The sequence below is a fragment of the Prevotella sp. BV3P1 genome, from assembly GCF_000479005.1.
GTDB lineage: Bacteria > Bacteroidota > Bacteroidia > Bacteroidales > Bacteroidaceae > Prevotella.
The window spans coordinates 96,847-119,438 of sequence record NZ_AWXC01000062.1 but is presented as its reverse complement, the minus strand read 5'-3'; the positions used below and the strand labels follow the sequence as shown (position 1 = coordinate 119,438).

At 44.1% G+C, this 22,592-nt stretch carries 16 protein-coding genes and 1 tRNA gene; 6 read left to right on the top strand and 11 right to left on the bottom strand.

The genetic code is table 11. The annotated features are described in order from the left end of the window. Positions 1-2: 2 nt before the first annotated feature. On the top strand, positions 3-977 hold the full coding sequence (locus HMPREF1254_RS11225) for a F0F1 ATP synthase subunit gamma (RefSeq protein ID WP_023058734.1): 975 nt from the start codon (positions 3-5) through the stop codon (positions 975-977). 294 nt (positions 978-1,271) lie between these two features. Here HMPREF1254_RS11225 and HMPREF1254_RS11220 read toward each other — a convergent pair. The 7 genes from HMPREF1254_RS11220 to HMPREF1254_RS11190 form a co-directional block, all read right to left on the bottom strand. Continuing rightward, positions 1,272-1,362 (bottom strand) — tRNA-Ser (locus HMPREF1254_RS11220). Positions 1,363-1,560: 198 nt separating this feature from the next. Next, entirely contained in the window at positions 1,561-2,034 is a 474-nt protein-coding gene (locus HMPREF1254_RS11215; protein WP_023058723.1) for a hypothetical protein, read from the bottom strand. An 83-nt stretch (positions 2,035-2,117) separates the two neighbouring features. Continuing rightward, positions 2,118-4,838: a pyruvate, phosphate dikinase gene (ppdK, locus tag HMPREF1254_RS11210; RefSeq protein WP_023058793.1), complete on the bottom strand. Its 2,721-nt coding sequence runs from the start codon at positions 4,836-4,838 to the stop codon at positions 2,118-2,120. 263 nt (positions 4,839-5,101) lie between these two features. Continuing rightward, positions 5,102-5,584 carry a low molecular weight protein-tyrosine-phosphatase gene (locus tag HMPREF1254_RS11205; protein WP_036878162.1) on the bottom strand — a complete coding sequence of 161 codons (483 nt, stop codon included), beginning with the start codon at positions 5,582-5,584 and terminating at the stop codon, positions 5,102-5,104. Continuing rightward, entirely contained in the window at positions 5,577-6,959 is a 1,383-nt protein-coding gene (gene rmuC / locus HMPREF1254_RS11200; protein WP_023058732.1) for a DNA recombination protein RmuC, read from the bottom strand. Before rmuC ends, HMPREF1254_RS11205 begins: the two co-directional genes overlap by 8 nt. 49 nt (positions 6,960-7,008) lie before the next feature. Further along, entirely contained in the window at positions 7,009-8,307 is a 1,299-nt protein-coding gene (locus HMPREF1254_RS11195; RefSeq protein WP_023058773.1) for an MATE family efflux transporter, read from the bottom strand. Between the two features lie 92 nt (positions 8,308-8,399). Continuing rightward, positions 8,400-10,607, bottom strand: coding sequence for a RelA/SpoT family protein (locus tag HMPREF1254_RS11190; protein WP_023058777.1), 2,208 nt, complete (start codon positions 10,605-10,607; stop codon positions 8,400-8,402). A 137-nt stretch (positions 10,608-10,744) separates the two neighbouring features. On the opposite strand from HMPREF1254_RS11190, the gene HMPREF1254_RS11185 reads away from it, so the two are divergent. Further along, positions 10,745-12,262 carry a DUF4301 family protein gene (locus HMPREF1254_RS11185; RefSeq protein WP_023058753.1) on the top strand — a complete coding sequence of 506 codons (1,518 nt, stop codon included), beginning with the start codon at positions 10,745-10,747 and terminating at the stop codon, positions 12,260-12,262. 349 nt (positions 12,263-12,611) lie between these two features. Further along, positions 12,612-13,568 (top strand): helix-turn-helix transcriptional regulator, encoded by a 957-nt coding sequence (locus HMPREF1254_RS11180; protein WP_023058832.1) that lies wholly within the window; start codon positions 12,612-12,614, stop codon positions 13,566-13,568. 241 nt (positions 13,569-13,809) lie between these two features. Here the strand turns inward: HMPREF1254_RS11180 and HMPREF1254_RS11175 are convergent, their stop codons facing one another. The 4 genes from HMPREF1254_RS11175 to HMPREF1254_RS11160 are packed head-to-tail and all read right to left on the bottom strand — an operon-like array spanning position 13,810 to position 16,243. After that, complete coding sequence (locus HMPREF1254_RS11175) at positions 13,810-14,640, bottom strand: phosphatase PAP2 family protein (protein WP_023058799.1); 831 nt, start codon at positions 14,638-14,640, stop codon at positions 13,810-13,812. Next, positions 14,641-15,279, bottom strand: a complete 639-nt coding sequence (locus tag HMPREF1254_RS11170) for a CDP-alcohol phosphatidyltransferase family protein (RefSeq protein WP_023058742.1) — start codon at positions 15,277-15,279, stop codon at positions 14,641-14,643. A 5-nt stretch (positions 15,280-15,284) separates the two neighbouring features. Continuing rightward, entirely contained in the window at positions 15,285-15,776 is a 492-nt protein-coding gene (locus tag HMPREF1254_RS11165) for a GtrA family protein (RefSeq protein WP_231385856.1), read from the bottom strand. Further along, the gene (locus HMPREF1254_RS11160) at positions 15,773-16,243 is read right to left on the bottom strand and encodes a phosphatidylglycerophosphatase A family protein (protein ID WP_023058736.1); all 471 of its coding nucleotides are present in this window, start codon (positions 16,241-16,243) and stop codon (positions 15,773-15,775) included. The genes HMPREF1254_RS11165 and HMPREF1254_RS11160 overlap by 4 nt, the downstream gene beginning before the upstream one ends. 232 nt (positions 16,244-16,475) lie before the next feature. Between HMPREF1254_RS11160 and HMPREF1254_RS11155 the strand changes: the two genes are divergently transcribed. The 3 genes from HMPREF1254_RS11155 (at position 16,476) to gyrA (ending at position 22,592) form a co-directional block, all read left to right on the top strand. Next, on the top strand, positions 16,476-18,983 hold the full coding sequence (locus HMPREF1254_RS11155; protein WP_155945472.1) for a DUF5686 family protein: 2,508 nt from the start codon (positions 16,476-16,478) through the stop codon (positions 18,981-18,983). Positions 18,984-19,089: 106 nt separating this feature from the next. Further along, the gene (locus tag HMPREF1254_RS11150; protein WP_036878160.1) at positions 19,090-19,575 is read left to right on the top strand and encodes a PaaI family thioesterase; all 486 of its coding nucleotides are present in this window, start codon (positions 19,090-19,092) and stop codon (positions 19,573-19,575) included. 407 nt (positions 19,576-19,982) lie between these two features. After that, positions 19,983-22,592: a DNA gyrase subunit A gene (gene gyrA / locus HMPREF1254_RS11145; protein ID WP_023058823.1), complete on the top strand. Its 2,610-nt coding sequence runs from the start codon at positions 19,983-19,985 to the stop codon at positions 22,590-22,592.

Genomic DNA, 22,592 nt, shown 5'->3' with positions numbered 1-22,592 from the left:
CTATGCCGTCACTCAAAGAGATAAAGACACGTATTGCCAGTGTCAAGAATACCCGGAAAATAACAAGTGCGATGAAGTTGGTTGCATCTAGCAAACTTCATCATGCACAGGTAAGAGTAGAGAATATGCTCCCATACGAAAATATGTTGGAACATATTCTAAAGTCATTTCTTATTTCCACGCCAGATACTGACACGCCATTTGACGCTAAACGTCCAAACTTGAAGAGAGTGGCACTGGTGGTTTTTGCTTCAAACAGCAGTCTATGCGGTAGTTTCAATGTTAATGTGTTGAAAATGATGCAACAGGCGATTGAAGATTACCGCCGTCAAGGAATTGATAAGGACGACATCATTATTTATCCTATCGGCCGAAAAGTCGCTGAGCGTGTTGCAAAGATGGGGTATAAGTCTGCTGGAAATTTCATTGAATTGGCTGACAAACCTAATGCACAGACATGCCAACAGATTGCTCATGAAATTGCACAGAAGTTTTTAGACGGTGAGTATGACAAGGTCGAGATGATTTATCATCACTTCAAGAGTGTTGGTTCGCAGATTCTGACTCGTAAAACCTTCTTGCCCATTGACTTGTCAACGGAGATTGGATGGGGAAATGATCGTGATTTGAAATCTTCTTACACGACGGCAAGGGCACAGGAATACTTGAGAAAAAAGAATCTAAAAGTTGAAAGGAAAGAGATTGATGCCAAGCCGTTGAACGATGACTTCATTGTAGAGCCTGATGTTAAGACTGTATTGGGTTCCTTGATACCTAACCAATTACACCTCATGTTCTATACAGCATTGCTGGATAGCAACGCAAGTGAGCATGCTACTCGGATGGTCGCCATGCAGACAGCCACCGACAATGCTGATGATTTGCTTCGTTCACTCAATCTACAGTTTAACAAGAGTAGGCAGCAGGCCATTACAAACGAGTTGTTGGATATCGTTGGCGGTACTATCAATAACTAAACAATTTGATGCAATTGAACAAAAAAGTTCGAGTCAACACTATGATGTTATCTCGAACTTTTTTGGTTTATGTTTTGAGTACTAAAAGTATACCCAAACAGACGAGTGCTCAAAGTCAATGCTATTGTTGCTCAAAGTCAATGATATTGTTGCTCAAAGTCTATGCTATTAACACGCAAAGTCTAAGCTATTAACACACTAAGTCTAAGTTATTAACACGCAAAGTCATTGCCTTAAAAGCTCAAACTCATTGACTTTGGTAAGCAAAATCAATGAGTTTGAAGGCTCTTTTGTTGGCGGAAGATGAGGGATTCAAACCCCCGATACCCAAAAAGGGTATACCGGATTTCGAGTCCAGCGCATTCGGTCACTCTGCCAATCTTCCTAAATGAGTATGCAAATGTAATAATAATTTGGCAATGCCCAAAATTTTTTGACCATTTAATATGCTCATAAAATTTAGTGTTGCATGCATTGGCCCCAACAGGAATAGATATGATGTGGCCCTGCGTTTATCAAACAGTTATATCGTAGCTTTGCGGCATCCTTACCATGGACACAAAGAAAAGGTAAAACGCATGAATTAGAATGGACCGTAAGTCAATTCAGCATTCCATACACCTTGCCTTTTGGCTGCCGAGATGGTAAACAAGTGGCCTATACCTTTTGGTGACAAACCGCCTTTATAGAAATACGAGCCATCTTCATAATCTTCTGAAAGTGCATGTTTTTTACCCAGCTCTTTAGACAAGGCTTCAACCTTTTTATCAGCGCTTAATTTGTTTTTGGCTCTCATAAAAAAGCGAGCTTCATTTAATTTATCATTCTTGAACTTAAAGATGACTAAGTCGAATTTAAAATTATGATAGGTCAAATTCTTGAATTCAATAGCCTGTTTGTCAATGGTTGTAGGTTCACCAAACTCGGCCTTAATGTCCGTCAGAGCTTGTTGGTATTCTGAACCGATACTGACAGTTGCCACTTTTGCACCATTGTCAGCTTGTGTATTCATGAAAAAGAAACAACTAAGGATGAGAATAAATAATCTTGATAACATGTCGATTTTAAGTTAAGGCCAGGTAGTTTGTGTAGATACACGCAACTACCTGACCTATTGCTGTTGATAAATGTGAATAGGCTTTATTCCTCAACTGCTGCCTGCGCCGCTGCTAGGCGGGCGATAGGAACTCTGAACGGTGAACAACTAACGTAGTTAAGACCTACCCTATGACAGAATTTCACGGATGTAGGCTCACCACCATGCTCACCACAAATGCCACATGTAAGATTCTTACGAGTGGAGCGACCTTTTTCTACGGCCATTTTAATAAGCTGTCCTACGCCATCTTGGTCTAATACTTGGAACGGATCTACCTTTAATATTTTCTGTTCCAAATAAACTGGTAAGAAACTTGCAATGTCATCACGACTATATCCAAATGTCATTTGAGTAAGGTCATTTGTTCCAAAGCTAAAGTACTCAGCGCGTTCAGCAATCAAGTCGGCTGTAAGTGCAGCTCGTGGGATTTCAATCATCGTTCCTACATGGAATGGTATTTCAATTCCCTCTTCGTCAAACAGTTGTTTAGCCGTGTCTCTAATTACTTTTTCTTGCACATCAAACTCTTTCACGATACCAATCAGCGGCACCATAATCTCAGGTCTTGGGTCGTATCCTTCCTTCTTCAATTGAATGGCGGCACCCAAGATAGCTTTTGTCTGCATGGCGGTAATCTCTGGATAGGTGTTGCCCAGACGGCATCCACGATGGCCCAACATGGGGTTGGCCTCGCTTAAACTGTTCACACGTTTTTGAATTTGCTGCACACTGACACCCATATCCTTGGCCATGATTTCTTGTCCAGCCAAATCATGAGGAACAAATTCGTGTAGCGGTGGATCCAGCAATCGGATGTTAACGGGATATCCGTCCATCGCTTTCAATATGCCATAGAAGTCTTGTTTCTGATAGGGTAGGAGCTTCTCGAGTGCTTTCTCGCGGCCGTCTTGGGTTTCAGCCAAGATCATTTCTCGCATGGCCTTGATCTTCTCATTCTCAAAGAACATGTGTTCGGTGCGACAAAGGCCAATGCCAACTGCACCAAAATTACGTGCAACTTCAGCGTCATGCGGCGTGTCTGCATTGGTACGTACTACCAACTTTGTATATTTATCGCAAAGTTTCATAAGCTCTGCAAAGTCACCGGTAACTTCAGCCGGACGAGTTTCCACCTCGCCTTGGTATATTTCGCCTGTTGAGCCATTGATAGATATATAGTCACCCTCATGGAGAACGATGCCATCTATTTCTACCGTGCGATCTTTATAATTTACATTGATGGCTCCTGCGCCCGAGACACAGCATTTGCCCATACCTCTGGCAACAACGGCAGCATGTGATGTCATACCTCCACGAGCCGTCAGGATGCCTTCTGCAGCAGACATGCCTGCCAAGTCTTCGGGAGATGTTTCCATACGTACCATGACAACTTGATGTCCAGCCTCGTGCCATTTAACAGCATCGTCTGCAAAAAATACGATTTGTCCGCATGCAGCACCTGGTGAGGCGGGTAATCCTCTGGTGAGAACTTTGGCTGTGCTGAGTGCAAGCTTATCAAATACTGGGTGCAATAGTTCATCCAGCTTATTGGGTTCGCAGCGTTCAAGTGCCGTCTTTTCGTCAATCTCACCTTCATGTAGCAAATCCATGGCAATCTTGACCATAGCGGTACCTGTACGTTTTCCATTTCTGGTCTGTAAAAACCACAGCTTGCCTTCTTGTACGGTGAACTCCATGTCCTGCATGTCATGGTAATGCTTTTCCAACTTGTCTTGAATGTTGTTCAGCTGTTCATAGATTTCCGGCATGGCTTCTTCCATGGAAGGATATTGGGATTTGCGTATTTCTTCGCTGATATTCTGCTGCTTGGCCCATCTCATACTTCCTTCTTTGGTGATTTGTTGCGGCGTTCTGATGCCCGCAACGACGTCTTCACCTTGCGCATTGACCAAATATTCTCCATTGAAACGGTTCTCACCGGTTGCTGCATCACGGGAGAAGCATACGCCAGTGGCAGAGGTGTTACCCATGTTGCCAAACACCATGGCCATGACTGAAACGGCCGTACCCCATTCTGCGGGTATGCCTTCCATCTTGCGGTACAAGATAGCTCGCTCGTTCATCCAGCTGTCAAACACCGAACAAATGGCACCCCAAAGTTGATCCATGGGATCGGTAGGGAAGTCTTTTCCTGTCTGTTTCTTGATGGCATCCTTAAATCGAACAACCAATGTCTTGAGATCATCAACGGTCATTTCATTGTCAAGCTTCACTCCACGTTTTGCCTTAACATCCATGATGATTGCTTCAAAGGGATCGATATCTTCTTTGTTCGCTGGTTTCATTCCGAGAACTACATCGCCGTACATCTGTACAAAACGGCGGTAGCTGTCATAAGCAAAACGTTCATTTCCAGTTTTCTTCACCAAGCCTTCCACAACATCGTCATTCAATCCCAGATTCAAGATGGTATCCATCATACCAGGCATTGAGGCGCGTGCGCCAGAGCGAACTGATAGCAACAATGGATTGGAAGAATCACCAAACTTTGAGTTCATCAAAGTTTCGATGTGCTTGACTGCACGTTCAACGTCACCTTTTAAAAGTTCAACAACCTCATCTCTTCCTTTGTCAAAATATTCATTACAAACATCTGTCGTAATGGTAAAACCAGGAGGAACCGGAACGCCTATTAAATTCATTTCCGCAAGGTTAGCACCCTTGCCACCAAGCAGATTTCTCATATCTGCTTTACCTTCGGCTTTTCCATTGCCGAAAGTATAAACTCTTTTTACATCCATACCGAAAAGTATTCTCTTAATTTATTTATTTTATGCTTTTGCAAAAATAACAATATTTTATAATCTTGCAAAATATTTATACAGAAAAGTGCAATGTATACATTGCATTTATTAGGATTAAAAAATATAGAAATTCGGTTCTGATACCACCACATAGAATATTGGTGCCGTTGATGAAATGCCAGAAGATTATAAATATGCGATTCGTACGGTTTGTTTTTTAGTCAATTAAACCGTGTCACTGGGATTTATAGATGGCCTGCTTATTCTCTTTGTAATTGAATAAATAACTCTTTACAAGCGATTTCTATCAAGTCAAGCGCATATTTAAAATCTTGATCTCCTCCATAATATGGATCTGGTACCACATCAACATTCTGCTTGTCTTTCAGGTAACTTGCCAGCATTTCTACCTTCTGGCCATCTTCTTCGGTAGCTGCCATAGCGGTAATCATGCGTTTATTTTCGTGATCCATCACATAGATATGGTCAAAATTTTTGAAATCATCTACATTGAACTGGCGAGCACGGCTGTCAAACCGATATCCTCTTTGTGCACCATGTTTTCTCATTCTATGGTCGGGTAATTGACCGATGTGCCAATCCCCAATGCCTGCTGAGTCGATGACGTATTCATCTTCCATGCCAGCAGCCTTGACAATGGATTTCATCACGCCCTCTGCCGCCGGACTTCTGCAAATGTTTCCTAAACACACGAATAACAATCTCTTTTTCGTCTTACTCATTTTCGTTTTCTTCTGTGATGTCCAATACATCAGGTTGGGTCATAGGAATCGGTTGGTTAGCGCTTTCTTTCACTCCTAAGTCTTTCAGTTCATTGGCCTTCTGCACGATACTCTGTCTCCCCGTATAAGCTTTGTTGTAAGCTTCCCCATAGTCTTTATGAAGCATGTCAATGTCTTTGCCAATCTTGTCGAATCGTTTGATGAATTCACCTACGCGTTTCAATAATTCTTCAGCCAAGGCGAAAACCTTCTTTTGGTTTTCTGTTTGTGCATATTGTCTCCAAGCTATCTGAATCATACGCAATATGGCCATTAAGTTTTGTTGACTGGTGATGAAAACCTGTTTGTCGAAAGCCTCGCCCCATATCTTTGGATCCGTGTCTAAAGCCAGCTGCAAAGCTCCTTCGTTTGGAACGAACATGATGACGAAATCAATGGCTTTTCGTGGCGAATGCACATATTTGCTGTAGTCTTTCTTGGCGAGATTGGTGGCTTGTGTTCGGATACTGCTCACCAAGTCGGCTGCAAACTTTTTCTTGAGAGCTTCTTCTTCGGTGTTTACATATTGATAATAGGCATCAATAGACATCTTGGCATCGATGATGACATCTTCATTGTTTGGGTAATGTAGAATGACATCAGGGATCATCCGCCTTCCTGTGTCATCATTTTTAATCGCATTTCCCTTTTCATCTGTTAATGTATGCTGGATGTCGTAATCGATACCAACCTTGTAACCTTGACTTTCTAGAATGTCTGTCAACATGCGTTCACCCCAATTGCCTTGTGCCTTGTTTCCTCCTCTAATTACATTGGTCAGTCGGGTTGCGGTAGTTTCAATCTTCTGTGTCTGCAAACTCATCTCTCTGAGTTGTTGTGATAGCGAGGCAGTATTCTTGGATGTTTCTGTATTTGTGTGCTGAATGGCTTGTTGCAATTGTTCGATGTTCATCTTAAGTGGTTTCGTTAGATGTTCCATCGATTCGTTGTTGGTTGTCTTCAGCCTTTCCGAAGTCTGTTCTAAGATGCGAGTTGCCAAATTTGAAAATTGCTCTTGAACGGTCTTCAGTTGTTGTTCAAATTGTTCGCGGCGCATTTCTGTCTCTTTCGAATGCGATGCTTGTTCGGATTCCAACTGCGTGGTTACTCGCTCCAGCTCAAGTTTGATGGTTATCAACTGTTGCTGTTGTTCTGCTTGCTCACGCTGAAGTCGGTCACGTTCTGCTTGCAACTGTGTGCCAAGTTCTTGTTCGTACGCCAATTGCTGATTAGACAAAACGTTTTTGGTTTCCAGCTTTTTCAGCTTTCCGTTTAACAAGAAAAAGACAATGATTGCTCCAACGACGAGTCCTATGGCTAAGTATATGAATTCCATACTGCAAAGATAATTGATTTGGCATGCATCTCAAAGTGTTGACGCCATTTTATTTTTGCACCCAATTCAGATGCATTCTTCGATACAACAACCATTGAATGCCACCTCTCAAGCCTAAATAGACAATGAAAGCCAGCCATAGAGCGTGATTTCCCAAGTAGCTTTGCAGGGCAAGGTACAACGCAAAGAAGACAAGAGCTGATATCACTGAAGACACCAGCATGCCCCTCGTGGCCGTAAGTCCAATAAAAATTCCGTCATAGACAAAGGCCGATACGCTGACAAGGGGAATCATCACGGCCCACCAGAAATATGCTTCGGCTGCTTGCACGACAACAGCTTCGTTGGTCAACAGCATCAGAAAGCCATTGCCTCCAACCGCATAGACCAGCGTGAACACCACAGCCATGATGGCTCCCCATGCGAACAAGCTACGATAGACCCTGTCAAAGGCCAGCTTATTCGCTGCACTATAATACTTTCCACTAAGGGCTTCTCCGGCGTAGGCAAATCCATCCATAACGTAAGAGAAGAGGGTGAACAAAGTCATCAAGAGCGTATTGACAGATAGAATGATGGCTCCTTGCCTCGATCCGGCTGAAATGAAAAAGAAATTGACACCAACCAGGAATAGCGTTCGTATGAAAATGTCGCGGTTGACGGCAAAGAATCGAACCATCGTACTTCGCTTAAACAAGTCATCTTTCCAATTATATTCCGCTAACCTGCCATAATATCGCTTCCAACAGTACAAGGCAAGTAGGAAACCTGTCCACTGTGCCGTCAACGTTCCCAACGCTACACCTTGGATTTTCATGCTAAATCCAAATACAAAGGTCACGCTTGCAACGATATTCACGATGTTTTGAAAGATGGATACCAACATGGGAATTCGCGTATTTTGCATGCCGATAAACCATCCCGTCAGTCCGTATAGCCCCAACATGGCTGGTGCGCCCCAAATGCAAATGGAAAAATAAATCGCTGCCTGTTCCGCAATTTGTTCTGTGGGCTGCATGATGGTCAGCGCCACCCAACGAATTGGAAGCTGGAAGAGGATAAAAATCACAGCAATGGCCGTACTGATGGTTAACGAACGAACCAACAATCTCATGGCTTCGGTCAAATCACGTCGTCCTAATGCCTGAGATGTCATGCCGCTGGTACCCATCCGCAAGAAACCAAAGAGCCAATACAGCACATTGAAAATCATGGTGCCAATGGCGATGGCTCCAATATAAATCACATCACCCATGTGTCCCACAATGGTCAGGTCGATGATGCCTAATAGTGGAACGGTGATGTTTGAGATGATGGATGGCAACGCCAACTTAAATACTTGCTTCATAATTGCTGCCTAAGACAATGCGAATATACTGATTTTTATCATGATACTTTGCTGGTGTCCGTATGAAAAGAGAGGGCAAATAACTTCTTTATTTACAGTCTGGTGACTTGTTTTACTCCTTTCACCGTTTGTAATTTCTTAATCAAAGCATCCAGCTTCGTCACATCATCCAATTGAACAGAAAGATTACCACTGAACAATCCGTCGTTTGAATCGATATTGATGGAACGCATCACAATTCTCTCTTCTTTGGAGAGAATGCTGGTAATGTTGTTCACTATTCCGATATCGTCATTCCCTATGATGCGCAGTACAATGGTGTATAAGGCTCCATTTTGTCCGCTCCATCTGGCTTTAACCATTCGATACCCGAATCTCTTCCTCATTTCCGGTGCGTTGGGACAGTCTTTCCTATGTATTTTGATGCCGCCACTGACCGTTACAAACCCAAAGACGTCGTCACCATAGATAGGATGACAGCACTGGGCCAACGTGTAATCGATGCCCTTCAGGTTCTTGTCGATGACCAACACGTCAGATTGGCTGGTCATTTGTCCGTCAGGGTGCTCCAAACTGAACTCATCGGCACGTTGAACTGCCTTCAGAGTGTTAACGTTCAATTCTTTGTCGCGCAGTTCTACATACCTGTCAATGATGTCGTTAGGATCAAGTTTCTCATCAGCTATTTGCTTGTAAAAGTCAGATATCTCCTTGTATCCCATCTTCTTCACCAGGTGATTCATGATGGTTTCTTCCAGTTCCACCTTCTTATTCTTGAACCTCCGCTCCAGTAATTCCTTGGCATAAAGCCCATCTTTCACCTGGGTTTCTTTCAATGCCAGGCGTATTTTGGCTTTCGCCTTGCTGGTCTTGACGATTTTCAACCAACTCTGGTTTGGCTTTTGGTTGCTTTGCGTCAATATCTCAACCGTGTCACCCGACTTCAATTGTTCCCTAATAGGAACATTCTTGTTGTTGATACGTGCGCCAACACATTTGCTACCTACGTCAGAGTGGATGTAATAGGCAAAGTCTAAGACCGTAGCCCCGTTAGGGAATTTCTTGATTTCACCTTTTGGCGTGAACACATATACCTCGTCTTCGTATAGATCCAGTTTGAACTGATCCATTACTTGCAAGTCATCGCCCGCTTCTAAAGCTGTTCTTATGCTGGCCAGCCATTCGTCGATGTTGCCCTGACTCTTGATGCCTTTATATCGCCAATGCGCAGCCAACCCCCGCTCAGCAATCTCGTCCATTCGCTCGGTACGTATCTGTACCTCAACCCATTTGCTCTCTGGTCCCAAAACGGTGATGTGCAGACTCTCATATCCATTGGATTTTGGAACCGAAAGCCAGTCGCGCAATCGTTTTGGGTTGGGTTGGTACATGTCCGTGATGATGGAGTAGACCTGCCAGCATAGCATCTTTTCTTTCTCCAAAGGCGCGTCCAAGATGATACGTATGGCAAAAAGATCATAGATACCCTCGAAGTTGCATTTCTGCTTCTTCATCTTCTGCCAGATAGAATGAATGCTCTTGGTGCGTCCCTTCATCTGAAATTTCAAGCCCGCATCTTCCAGCTTTTTCCGAATGGGGTTGATGAAGCTCGCGATATAACCGTCACGAGCCTTTTTCGTCGCATTGAGTTTATCCTTGATCATGTAGTAAGCGTCATGCTCAAGATACTTCAAACTTAGGTCTTCCAGTTCGCTTTTCAGTTGATAAAGCCCCAATTTATGGGCCAAGGGCGCATACAAATAGCTTGCCTCCTCGCTTACCTGTCGCTTTGCCTCCACGTTCTCCGCATCTCTGATATGGCGCATCAAGTTCACGCGGTCAGCAATCATGATCAGGATGACACGCATGTCCTCGGCGAAGGTGAGAAGCAGATTCCTGAAATTCTCACTTTCCACCACAGGATTCTTGCTGTACAGCGCATTAATTCTTACAAGGCCGCGAATGATATGCGCCACCACCTCACCGTATTTGGCGCTAACGTCACGGATATCCAAGTGGCCGTTGACCACACTTTGATACAGCAAGATGGCAATCACGCCATCCCTTTTCAGGCCGATCTCGTTGACGGCAATTTCTGCTGTCTGCATCGAGTTTAACATCGGATTCAACCCGAAGGCATCCCTTGAAACCTGACCATTCTCCAGAGATGTCTTCAGATGCGATTTGATGTTTTCTTCATCGTTGTCCTGGAAAGAATCACCAAGTGCTTCTTTGATGCGCTTGAATATGGCTATATATTCAGATTTTTCCGACGCTAAGAATTCAAACTTTGTATCCATCTATTTGCCTTAAAGTATACATGCAAAGATAATGTTTTTATTGTAAACTAATGTGTATTTCATGAAAAGTAACTATCTTTGTATCAAATACGCAAACTTATACTTATATCCTTTCGCTAATTTATAAAAAACTCAATATGACACAACAAGATCTTCAACAAATTTCTCTAAAAGGTATTACCGAAGAGCAAATCAATCAGCAGCTGGAAGACATTAAAAACGGTTTCCCATTTCTTCCAATCAAGGCGGCAGCCAGTGTCGAGTACGGTATTGTTTTACTGGACGAAGTAATGAAAAAGCATTATGTAGAGGTGTGGAACCAGTACAAACAGGGTGACCATCGCATCGTAAAGTTTGTACCTGCTTCGGGTGCTGCAAGCCGTATGTTCAAAAATCTCTATGCGTTTTTGCATGCCGACTATACGGTTCCAACGACAGATTTCGAAAAAGAGTTCTTCACTAACCTCAAAAAATTTGCTTTTTACGAAGAACTCACAGAGGTATGCGAGCAAAACGAAGGTGTAAAAGCAGCTAAGCTTATCGCCCAAGGTCAATATAAAACGGTGGTGGAGAACCTTTTGGAGCCGAAAGGACTCAACTATGGTAACCTGCCCAAGGGACTATTGTTGTTCCATGAATATGATGATGCGCCTCGTACACCCATGGAAGAACATTTGGTAGAAGCTGCTTTGTATGCCAGTTGTCATGGCGATTCTTACATTCATTTTACGGTGTCACACCAGCATTTGGAGCTGTTCAAGCAGCGGGTTGAAAAGGTTGTTGATAGATTCACAAAGCGATACAAGGTACAATTCCATGTGTCGTTCTCCGAACAAAAGCCCAGTACCGACACCATCGCTGCGAACATGGATGACACACCGTTCAGAAATGATGACGGCACCTTGCTCTTCAGGCCGGCAGGTCATGGTGCCTTGATTGAAAACCTCAATGACATTGATGCTGATGTTGTTTTCATTAAAAACATCGACAACGTGGTTCCGGACCGGCTGAAAACCGACACCGTTACCTACAAGCAAGTGATAGGCGGGATGTTGATAGAGCTTCAGAAGAAATGTTTCAAATACTTGCGCCTGTTGGACAGCGGTAAATTCACACATGATGAGTTGGAAGAAATCATACGTTTCGTACAGCGCGACCTGATGTGCCGCAATGAGCAGTTGAAACATATGGAGGATGCCGTTCTCATCCCTTATCTTCATGGAAAACTAAACCGCCCGCTGCGCGTGTGCGGCATGGTTAGAAATGTGGGTGAACCGGGCGGAGGTCCTTTCATCGTTTATGGTAAAGACGGTGCTACCAGTCCGCAAATCCTTGAGGCCAGTCAGATAGACAAGAGCAATGAGCAATATGTCAAGATGTTCAACGAGGGAACGCATTTCAATCCGGTGGATTTGGTTTGCGCTTTGAAAGATTATCAGGGACACCCATTCAACTTGCCCGATTTCGTAGACAAGGAAACAGGTTTTATCTCTACTAAAAGTAAAGATGGTAAAGAATTAAAAGCATTAGAGTTACCAGGTTTGTGGAATGGAGCAATGAGTAATTGGAATACAGTGTTCGTAGAGGTTCCGTTGTCCACATTCAACCCCGTTAAAACCGTGAATGATTTGTTGAGAGAGCAACATCAACCTTAATCTTACACGTTGCTGTCCCATTATAAAATATTGAGAGTACCCATGGAAAGGTGTATGCTAAACCTTGAGTATATCAAGACTTAGCGTGCACCTTTTGCTTTGAATTTGTTGAACAAACGTTGCTTCCTATACCTGTTTCATTCGTTTGTAGGTGTTCAAATCCTCTTGCTTATATATTTTATTGAAGGAGATTGGTGACAGAATGGCTCATTATATTTAGGTATGAAACAACTTTTAAATAGATGCTTTTTTCTTGCATTTAGCAATCAAATACCTAAATATTATGATTGCGTCATTCGCAAATAATTTATATTTTTGCAAACTGATACATAATCATGAGGGCAATACAATGAAAGTTCATAAGATGTATGAGGCTGATGATAAGCTCATTTCTATCATCGCAGACAATTATAGCATTTTGCAAAGTCTTGGCTCATTTGGCATTAGCCTTGGTTTTGGTGATAAAACCGTTCGTGAGGTTTGTGAAGATGAGCATGTGGACACCTATACTTTTTTGGCCATTGTCAACCTCACCATTAATGGGTATCGTGACACCGAGGATGTAGAACGTTTGTCTATACCCACTTTGATTAAATACCTAAGTGCCAGCCACTCTTATTATCTTGATTTCCAACTGCCTTTTATCCGCAAAGAGTTGGAGAGTGCGCTGGATGAAAATGACAATCTGGCACGGCTCATCATCAAGATTTACGATGAATATGCGCACACCATCCGAAATCACATGCGCTATGAGGAAAAGAACGTGTTCCCCTACGTCAACGATTTGCTGAACAACAAGGCCAACGAGAGCTATGATATCGAAACTTATTCAAAACATCATGGTCAAACAGATCTTAAGCTGAAAGAACTCAAGAATATCATTATCAAGTATTTACCCTCTGATGGTTTGAGGAACAACCAGCTCACGGCCACTCTCTACGACCTCTATAATTGTGAACAATGGCTCTCGCAGCACGCATTGGTAGAGGAGGAAATCTTCACACCGGCCATCCGTCATTTGGAGCGGCAGTTAAGGAAAAATGACGTATCGGTAAAGATTTCATCCATGATCAATCAAACACCGCAAAACCAGGAGGCGTTAAGCGATCGGGAGAAAGAAGTGGTAATCAGTTTGGTACAGGGCATGACGAACAAAGAGATTGCCGAACATCTGTGCATTTCTATCAACACGGTCATTACGCATCGCCGCAACATAGCCAGAAAACTGCAAATTCATTCGCCGGCGGGTCTTACTATTTATGCTATTGTCACCAACCTTGTTGACATCAGTAGCGTGAACTTATAGACATTTCATTGCACGTTTCATTTCGGCTGAGTCGCAGAATTTTGTTGTGAAAAATCATTCCTACCGACAATAGAAATAAGTCAAAGAACACATCACTATATTTCTTTGATTATCAAGTTGTTGAGGTATTCCGCCAAACTCAATGACTTTGGGGGCTAAACTCATGGAGATTGGAGGTCAAAGTCAAAGAGTTTGAACGCCAAACTCCATGAGTTTGTTTTCGGACCAGTAAGCCTTTATTTTACGAGATGCGACGAATGCAGTTGTTAAAAGCATTTCTGATGGGAGAAATCCTTAACAGTAGGCATTCGAAAACCACGACAGCTATTACGCAAGTAGCGATTCCCAGTGCGACATCGATGAGGTAGTGGTGACTGGTGTACACGGCAGTCCACCAGATACCAATGCAGATGATGGCAAAAGTGGCAATGACCGCTTTTCGCTGTTGGCTAATAATGGCATAAATAGTTGTTACGAGCATGTAGGCCGCATGTAGCGACGGAATGGCGGCAAACACGTTGGCGTTTTTGCCATAGAGCGACTGGAACACCGGAATGCCGATGAGCTGGTCGAACCTACCCAGTCCAGCAACGTTTCCGCTGGTGTACAGAAGGGGTTCGAATCCATGTTGCATGACATACCAGGGTGGGGCGGCGGGATGGATGTAGTAACCAGCAAAACCAACAAGGTTGACGAACAGGAATGCCGTTGAGAAGTGAAGGTAATGCTTGCGGTCGCCCTTAAGGTAAAGGTACAGACTGAATGTAATGGGCACTGGAACCCAGCAGAGGTAGAAAATGCCAGCCAAAAGGTCGGCAGCCTGGCAGTGGTGTTGCGCAAAAAACTCGTTAGGCGTGAGCGTTCCGGCTGCTGTGGTGATGCCGAAAAGTTGTTTCTCAGCCTCATAGAGGTCACGAATGTCTATCGGGTTGACCATGTAGTTGGGGTAAAGCCGCATCACGTCATAGGTACAACCAAACAAGGCCCAGGTGGTTAAGGCCAAAGCTAATTTGCGTGTGGGCTTGTAGGCTGCCAACACGATGTATAACAGGATGATGTAAATGCTGAACACCTATCGGTCTTTCAATTGTTTGTAACAATGCGCCACGCGCCAAAAAGCAGTGATGTTGGCCAAAACAGCGATGAGTGTCATGCCCCCGATGAGCCACCACAGATTGCAGGTCATGCCAGTGATGATGGCGGCAAGAGCGGTCACCACAACACGTTCCGGACGTTGCATCAGTCCCACCTTGCACTCTATGCCTAGACCTTCAGCTCGGGCCCGCACATAACTTACCATAATGGAACCTACCAGGGCCAGGAATGTAATGACGCCTGCCCAGATTCCAGAGGCGGTCATCAGGTAAAGCGTGATGCCGAAGAGCGAGAATAGTTCGCTGTAGCGGTCCAAAGTGCTATCCCAGAATGCACCAAAAGTGGTTGACATGTTGCCCAAACGCGCCAATCGGCCATCCATCATGTCAAACAAACCGGAGAAAAGGAGAATGGCTCCTCCGCAGCCAATCCATGAAAAACCCATGGATAACGGTGTGAGTTGGCTGGCATGGATGAAGAGGAATGCGGCGACGACGTTGCCGATAAAACCGATGGTTGTCACCATGTTGGGCGTGATTCCCATCTTAATCATTCCCTTGATGATGGGATTGATGAGGGTATAAATAAGTTTTTGTAAATAGTCTCTATATTTCATCGTGTTCAATTTTCTATGTCTGGTAAGATAAACGCCTCGGAGGACCCAGATTCCGGCAATTCCGTAGGCTGTTTTTTCTTGTTGATTATTCTCTTGAGCGGTCGGCTTAGTTTTGCGTTAAACACAAAAAGTCGTTGCATTTGGTAGTTCCACAATACGGCAACGGCAACGGCGACTGCCGCTTTGACGATGATAAAGCTCACACCAATTGCTTCTGTTAGGGCAAGGGTGCCAAAGGTATTGAGCAGAATGCTTCCCGTCCACACCATCATATACCGTGCTGCCATGTAGCGTTTGTTGATGGAGTCGGGATGAAACACCCATTTGTAATTGATGATGCAGTTGGTGATTCCTCCCATGATGGCGCCGATAAAGGTAGAATAGCCGTACCATAATTCAGCATATTGTGCCAAACCGATGGTGACGGCAAAGTCGATGAAAGAAGCTATCCAAGCCGATATCTGCGCTTTTCCGAAAGTAATGACTGCATTTTTCATATAGCCCATTGTGTGAAAAGAATGATGATGAGGCTATAAATGCCAGCCAATAGGTCGTCTGCCATCACCCAAAAACCACCGTGACGGCGGTCCAATGCTCTAATACCCAATGGCTTCACGATATCAAAGAACCTGAAGAGGACGAAGGATGCCGCTAGGTACCACCCGTTGTGTGCTGGTACAGCCAGCAGCGGTAGCCACATACCAATCATCTCGTCAATGACAACACGCTTGGGATCTTCACCCCAAAATGGCTCCAACTGGTTGGCAGCCCAGATGCCGACAGCGGTAAAAACAATGATGAGGATTAATGTGATGACAAATAGGGTGGTGAGATGGAGTGTAACAGCCATTGCCAGCCACAGGATTGTGGCAAGAAAAGCACCTGCGGTTCCTGGTCCCCATGGCCAGAATCCGCTTCCAAAACCGGTGCCAAAAATAACTGCTAACAGCGGCGGACGCTCCATACTTAGGTGCAAATTTAATAGAAAAAATATTAATATCCAAAGAGTTTTCTTTAAAATTCTAAGATAATGTATATCTTTGCATGATAGAGAGAAATCGCCCCTGACCGTCTGTGGGGATAGACAGACCTTGGGGATAAAATGAAATTACAGTATCGACATTACGTCACTTGTCCCATCGGGTGACCCTATATATAATAAGGTGAAGAGATTTTTTAGTTTTCTGTTTATAGTCATGGCCTTTATCTCTGTAGCTCATGCGCAGATTACGGGTGTAATAGTAGATGAGGATGGGTATGCCATTCCATACGCCAGCGTGATGTATAAAGGCCATCATATTGCTGTTGTCAGCGACATAGAAGGAAAATTCAGCATAGCCCGGCATGAGGGATGGGTGATGACAATCAGTTCAGTGGGTTTTAAGCAGCAGTCTATCAACATAGATGCCAACACGGAACCACATCTGAACATTGTTTTAAAGGAAGATGCTAAACGCTTGAACGAAGTGGTGGTGAAGAGTAAGCGTGGTCGCTATTCGCGTAAGAACAATCCTGCCGTGGAGCTGATGCGGCGGGTAATCGCAGCCAAGGAGAAAAGTCATCTGGACAATCATCCTTATTATCAGTATAACAAGTATCAGAAGCTAACCCTGTCTTTGAATGACATCAAGCCAGAGGATATAGAAAGCGGCAGATTGAGCAAGTCGCAGTGGATGTTGGACCAAATTGAAACCAGCAGCTATAACAACAAGTTGGTGCTGCCCATCTCTGTAGACGAGACGGTAACTCAGCACATCTACCGCAAAAACCCGAAGTCGGAGAAAACTATTATCAAAGGACAGCAAAGTCAGGGCATTAATAAGATGCTGCAAACGGGTGAAGCCTTGAACGTGATCATGAAGGATGTTTTTACGAATGTCGATATCTATGACGACTATGTTCGGCTGCTTCAACATCCCTTCGTGAGTCCCATTGGGCGCACGGCCATTTCTTTTTATCGCTATTACATCGAAGACACGGTCTATGTAGATCGTGACTTGTGCTATCATCTACAGTTTATTCCTAACAACCAGCAAGACTTTGGCTTCCGCGGAGAGCTGTATGTCCTGGCCGATTCGACGTTACATGTGAAGAAATGCAAGTTGACCATGCCGAAGAAAAGTGATGTCAACTTTGTTGATGAACTGCATGTAGACCAAGAATACACCAAGCTTGATAACGGTGAGTGGGTGCTGACCAAGGATGATATGTGGGCAGAGCTGTCACTGACGAGTTTCCTCTCGAAAGCATTGGTCGTGCGTAATACCCGCATGAGCGACTATGCTTTTGACGAATTGCCCAACAAGATATTCAAGGGAAGGGCCAAGGTGCGGCACGAGGCCGATGCCATGGTTCGGGATGAGGATTTCTGGAAGCGATATCGTGCGGTGGAATTGACGAAGGGTGAATCGTCCATGGATGCTTTCGTGCATCGCATGGAGCAATCGAAAAACTTCAAATGGTTGTTGGTAGGCATCAAAGCGCTTGTTGAAAATTACGTGGAAACAAGCAGCGGCCAGCACAAAAGCAAGTTCGACATCGGGCCTGTCAATACGCTTGTATCGAGCAACTTTGTGGATGGCTTGCGTTTCCGACTCAGTGGTCGGACGATGGCTGCACTCAATCCGCATCTGTTTTGGAAAGGCTATGTGGCATACGGAACACGGTCGCAGAAAACCTATTACGGTACAGAGGTGACCTATGCCTTGAACAAAAAGAAGAACTCGCCGTTTGAGTTTCCACAACGTAATCTGGTCTTTGAGACCGCTTATGACGTGATGTCACCGGCCGATAAGTTCTTGCTACACAATAAAGATAATGCCTTCATGGCTTTTAAGACGCAGAAGGTGGAGCAGATGTACTTCTACAACCGGCAGAAGTTGTCGTTTATTTATGAAACGGATTGGGGATTCAGTGTCAACACCTCTGTCAAAGCCGAGAGCAATGAGGTGGCAGGTGACTTGCACTTCGTGCGCATGAGTGATCATCAGGAAATTTTCAAGATAAGAACCACTGAGCTACAACTTGGTTTGCGTTATTGCCCTGGACAGACATTCATGAACACCAAACAGAAAAGAGTGCCCATCAACTTGGATAGTCCTGAGTTCAAAGTTAGCCATACCATGGGATTGAAAAACTTCCTGGGTGGACAATATACGATGAATTTTACGGAAGTAGGGTTTTACAAGCGGCAATGGCTAGGCAGTTGGGGTTATCTAAATGGCTATGTTAACCTGGGTGCACAGTGGGACAAGGTGCCTTTCCCCTTGTTGATCATGCCACCAGTGAACCTTTCCTATTTTGAACACCCCGAGACATTCTCCATGATGCGCAACATGGAATTTCTGACAGACCGCTATGCGTTCTGGTCTTTGTCATGGGACATGAATGGTAAGCTGCTGAATCGTATTCCTCTCATCAAACGGCTGAAGTGGCGTGAATATGTAGCTTTTAAGGGAATGTTTGGCGACTTGACAGACAAGAATAATCCCTTTTTGCAGCGCAACCAGGCCGATAATATGCTATTTGCCTTCCCAGAAGGGGCGTACGTCATGGACAAGAAAGTACCCTATATGGAGATTGTAGCTGGCGTACACAACATTTTCAACTTCTTTGGAGTAGACTTCATTCACCGTATCAATTACAACGGACATCCCTATGCTAAAAAGAACGGAGTGAGGTTCAGCTTCAAGATGAGTTTCTGAGTGTGAGCGATGGCACGCTATTGCATTAGAATGAGTGCTCGCAGATGGAGCACTCATGGGCTGATAACGATGAGATAAATAGTCAGACTTGATAGAATATAGTAACATGAGAAAAATTAAGAATCCCTGGATAGGAGTGGATAAGTACAACTGTTATGGCTGTTGCCCAGACAATGAGATGGGGTTGAAGATGGAGTTTTACGAAGATGGGGACGACATCATCTCTTTTTGGAATCCACAAACGCATGACCAAGGGTGGGTAGGAACCATCCACGGTGGCATTCTCAGTACGCTCATCGATGAGATAGCGGGGTGGGTGGTCATCCGAAAACTACAGACTACCGGCATGACCAGCAAATTAGAAGTTCGCTATAAACAGCCCGTTGCCACGACAGAACCTCAATTGACCATACGTGCCCATATACGAGAACGTCGACGCAACTTGGTGTTCATCGATGCAACCATCGAGAATGGGCAGGGTGAATTGTGTGTTGAAGGTTCGGCTGTTTATTCTGTATTCGATGAAAAACGAGCCAGAGAAATGGGCTTCCGTGGTTGTGAATTGGAAGACGAACAACTGCTTTCCATGTAACTTGTAAGCCATAATCAGGACAGTTAATCCTTATGAATCTAGGAAGGAGTATTATATATAGAAATCTTTGATTGTTCGCTATTACCATCTTCTTTAACCGACCTTTAGTCGTGTTGATGTTTCAAAGAAAAGCAGGGATTGAAAAACAATCAGCATCCTTGCTGGCAGGGAATTCACAGTCGTTTGCTTCTCGTTAGGTGTGAAGGCGATTGCCATCACTCCACTTTCACCAATATGCTCAATATAGCTTGTTTTTGCGTTTTTTATGGTTTAAAGCCTTTCTTATTCGGAAAAAAGTTGTACTTTAGCATGTTGAAATAAATAGGCAAAACGTCACAGAGCGAAATTAAATGTGCTTATAGACGATTTTAGACGGAATTTAACATTATATTTATATTAACGATTGAATGGACGAAAATCAGACAATTGATCATGACAGGATCATGAAAATTAACATTGAGGAGGAAATGAAGTCGTCATACATCGATTATTCGATGTCTGTGATTGTGGCTCGTGCCCTTCCTGATGTACGTGATGGATTCAAACCTGTGCACCGTCGTATCTTATACGGTATGCTGGGTATTAGCAATACAAGTGACAAGCCATATAAGAAATGTGCTCGTGTAGTAGGTGAGGTGCTTGGTAAGTACCATCCTCATGGTGATAGTTCTGTGTATGGTGCCTTGGTACGTTTGGCACAAGACTGGAACATGCGCTACACGCTTGTAGACGGGCAAGGTAACTTTGGTAGTGTTGACGGTGACTCTGCTGCTGCCATGCGTTATACCGAATGTAGATTGTCAAAGATGGGTGAGCATGTCATGGACGACCTGGATAAGGATACCGTGGATATGGCCAACAACTTTGACGACACTTTGCAGGAGCCAACGGTTATGCCGACCAGAATACCAAACCTGCTTGTAAACGGTGGAAATGGTATTGCGGTGGGTATGGCGACAAACATGCCAACTCATAATCTTCGTGAAGTGATAGAAGGTTGTTGCGCATACATTGACAACCCTGACATCGAACTGGATGAACTGATGAAACACATCCAGGCTCCTGATTTCCCGACAGGGGCTTATATCTATGGTCTGCAGGGCGTGAAGGATGCCTACGAAACCGGTCGTGGACGTATTATCATCAGAGCAAAAGCTGAAATTGAAAGTGATGATAGCCATGATAAGATTGTTGTCACAGAAATTCCATACGGCGTTAACAAACAGCAACTCATCGAATACATAGCAGCTCTTGTAAAAGAAGGAAAGCTGGACGGTATCTCAAACGTTAACGATGAATCTGGTCGGCAGGGAATGCGTATTGTTATTGACATTAAGCGGGATGCCAATGCCAATGTCATTCTGAACAAGTTGTTTAAGATGACAGCTTTGCAAAGTTCGTTCTCGGTCAATAACATCGCGCTGGTTAAAGGTCGTCCACGCTTGTTGAGCTTGAAAGAATGTGTGAAGTACTTTGTGGAGCATCGCCATGATGTAACCATCCGTAGGACCAAGTTTGAGTTGAAAAAAGCGCAAGAACGCGCCCATATCTTGGAAGGCTTGATTATTGCATGCGACAATATTGATGAAGTGGTTCACATCATCCGTGGTAGTAAGACGCCTTCGGAAGCTCAAACCAATTTGGAAAAGCGGTTTGACCTGGATAATCTGCAGAGTAAGGCCATTGTTGACATGCGTTTGTCTCAGTTGACAGGACTTCGTATGGATCAATTGCATGCTGAATATGATGAATTGGAAAAACTCATTGCTTATTTGGAAAACATTCTTTCTGATCCCGAACTTTGCAAGAAGGTGATGAAGGATGAGCTGAACGAGGTAAAGGAGAAATACGGTGATGACCGCCGCACAAAGATTATTCCTGATGAACATGAGTTCAATGCAGAGGATTTCTATCCAAATGATCCTGTTGTTATTACCGTGAGTCATCTTGGGTATATCAAGCGAACCCCACTATCAGACTTCCGTGAACAAGCACGGGGAGGTGTTGGATCAAAGGGTGCCACACATCGTGATCAAGACTTTACGGAGTTTATCTATCCCGCTACCATGCACCAAACCATGTTGTTCTTCACCAAGAAAGGACGTTGCTATTGGCTCAAGTGCTATAACATACCAGAGGGAGCCAAGGACTCCAAGGGTCGTGCCATCCAGAATTTACTCAACATCGACAGTGACGATGCCATCAATGCCATCTTACGTTTGCGTGGCTTGAATGATGAAGAGTTCATCAATTCTCACTATGTCGTCTTTGCAACCAAGAACGGTACCGTGAAGAAAACAAGCCTTGAGGCTTATTCTCGTCCACGAACCAATGGTGTCATCGCCATCAATATTGCGGAAGGCGACGAAGTGGTTGATGTGAGATTGACCAATGGTGAAAACGAACTCATTCTGGCTAACCGCAATGGTAGGGCAGTGCGTTTCGATGAAAACACTGTTCGTACCATGGGACGTACCGCAACAGGTGTGCGCGGAATGCGACTAGATGATGGTGACGATGCTGTTGTAGGCATGATTGTTGTTAATGATCCTGTAAACGAGACGGTCATGGTTGTCAGTGAAAACGGTTATGGCAAGCGCTCTTTGGTAGAGGATTACAGAAAGACCAATCGTGGCGGTAAAGGTGTTAAGACACTGAGTATTACTGATAAGACAGGACGTCTGGTTGCGATTAAGAACGTAACCGATGACAACGACCTGATGATTATCAATAAGAGTGGTATCACCATTAGATTGGCTGTTGCAGAATGTCGTGTGATGGGACGTGCTACACAGGGTGTTCGATTGATTAATCTGTCAAAGAAGAATGATGTCATCGCCAGTGTTTGCAAGACCATGAGTTCAGAACTGGAAGCATCCTTGGAAGAGGATAATAAAGAGGAATTGGATCAGCCCGATAGTGAGGGCAAGGATTCCATGACCTTTGGGTCAGAAAAGTCAACTGCTGATGAGGCTCCATTGGTTGATTTTGATGATGAGTTAGAGCCTAACGAATAA

What these genes read in the sequence shown, in the direction of transcription:
- HMPREF1254_RS11190 (WP_023058777.1), bottom strand. Translation starts at nt 10,607, where the DNA reads ATGGATACAAAGTTTGAATTCTTAGCGTCGGAAAAATCTGAATATATA.
- rmuC (WP_023058732.1), bottom strand. Translation starts at nt 6,959, where the DNA reads ATGGAATTCATATACTTAGCCATAGGACTCGTCGTTGGAGCAATCATT.
- ppdK (WP_023058793.1), bottom strand. Translation starts at nt 4,838, where the DNA reads ATGGATGTAAAAAGAGTTTATACTTTCGGCAATGGAAAAGCCGAAGGT.
- HMPREF1254_RS11155 (WP_155945472.1), top strand. Translation starts at nt 16,476, where the DNA reads ATGGCCTTTATCTCTGTAGCTCATGCGCAGATTACGGGTGTAATAGTA.
- HMPREF1254_RS11225 (WP_023058734.1), top strand. Translation starts at nt 3, where the DNA reads ATGCCGTCACTCAAAGAGATAAAGACACGTATTGCCAGTGTCAAGAAT.
- HMPREF1254_RS11150 (WP_036878160.1), top strand. Translation starts at nt 19,090, where the DNA reads ATGAGAAAAATTAAGAATCCCTGGATAGGAGTGGATAAGTACAACTGT.
- HMPREF1254_RS11205 (WP_036878162.1), bottom strand. Translation starts at nt 5,584, where the DNA reads ATGAGTAAGACGAAAAAGAGATTGTTATTCGTGTGTTTAGGAAACATT.
- HMPREF1254_RS11165 (WP_231385856.1), bottom strand. Translation starts at nt 15,776, where the DNA reads ATGAAAAATGCAGTCATTACTTTCGGAAAAGCGCAGATATCGGCTTGG.
- HMPREF1254_RS11160 (WP_023058736.1), bottom strand. Translation starts at nt 16,243, where the DNA reads ATGGAGCGTCCGCCGCTGTTAGCAGTTATTTTTGGCACCGGTTTTGGA.
- HMPREF1254_RS11185 (WP_023058753.1), top strand. Translation starts at nt 10,745, where the DNA reads ATGACACAACAAGATCTTCAACAAATTTCTCTAAAAGGTATTACCGAA.
- HMPREF1254_RS11215 (WP_023058723.1), bottom strand. Translation starts at nt 2,034, where the DNA reads ATGTTATCAAGATTATTTATTCTCATCCTTAGTTGTTTCTTTTTCATG.
- HMPREF1254_RS11195 (WP_023058773.1), bottom strand. Translation starts at nt 8,307, where the DNA reads ATGAAGCAAGTATTTAAGTTGGCGTTGCCATCCATCATCTCAAACATC.
- HMPREF1254_RS11180 (WP_023058832.1), top strand. Translation starts at nt 12,612, where the DNA reads ATGAAAGTTCATAAGATGTATGAGGCTGATGATAAGCTCATTTCTATC.
- gyrA (WP_023058823.1), top strand. Translation starts at nt 19,983, where the DNA reads ATGGACGAAAATCAGACAATTGATCATGACAGGATCATGAAAATTAAC.
- HMPREF1254_RS11170 (WP_023058742.1), bottom strand. Translation starts at nt 15,279, where the DNA reads ATGAAATATAGAGACTATTTACAAAAACTTATTTATACCCTCATCAAT.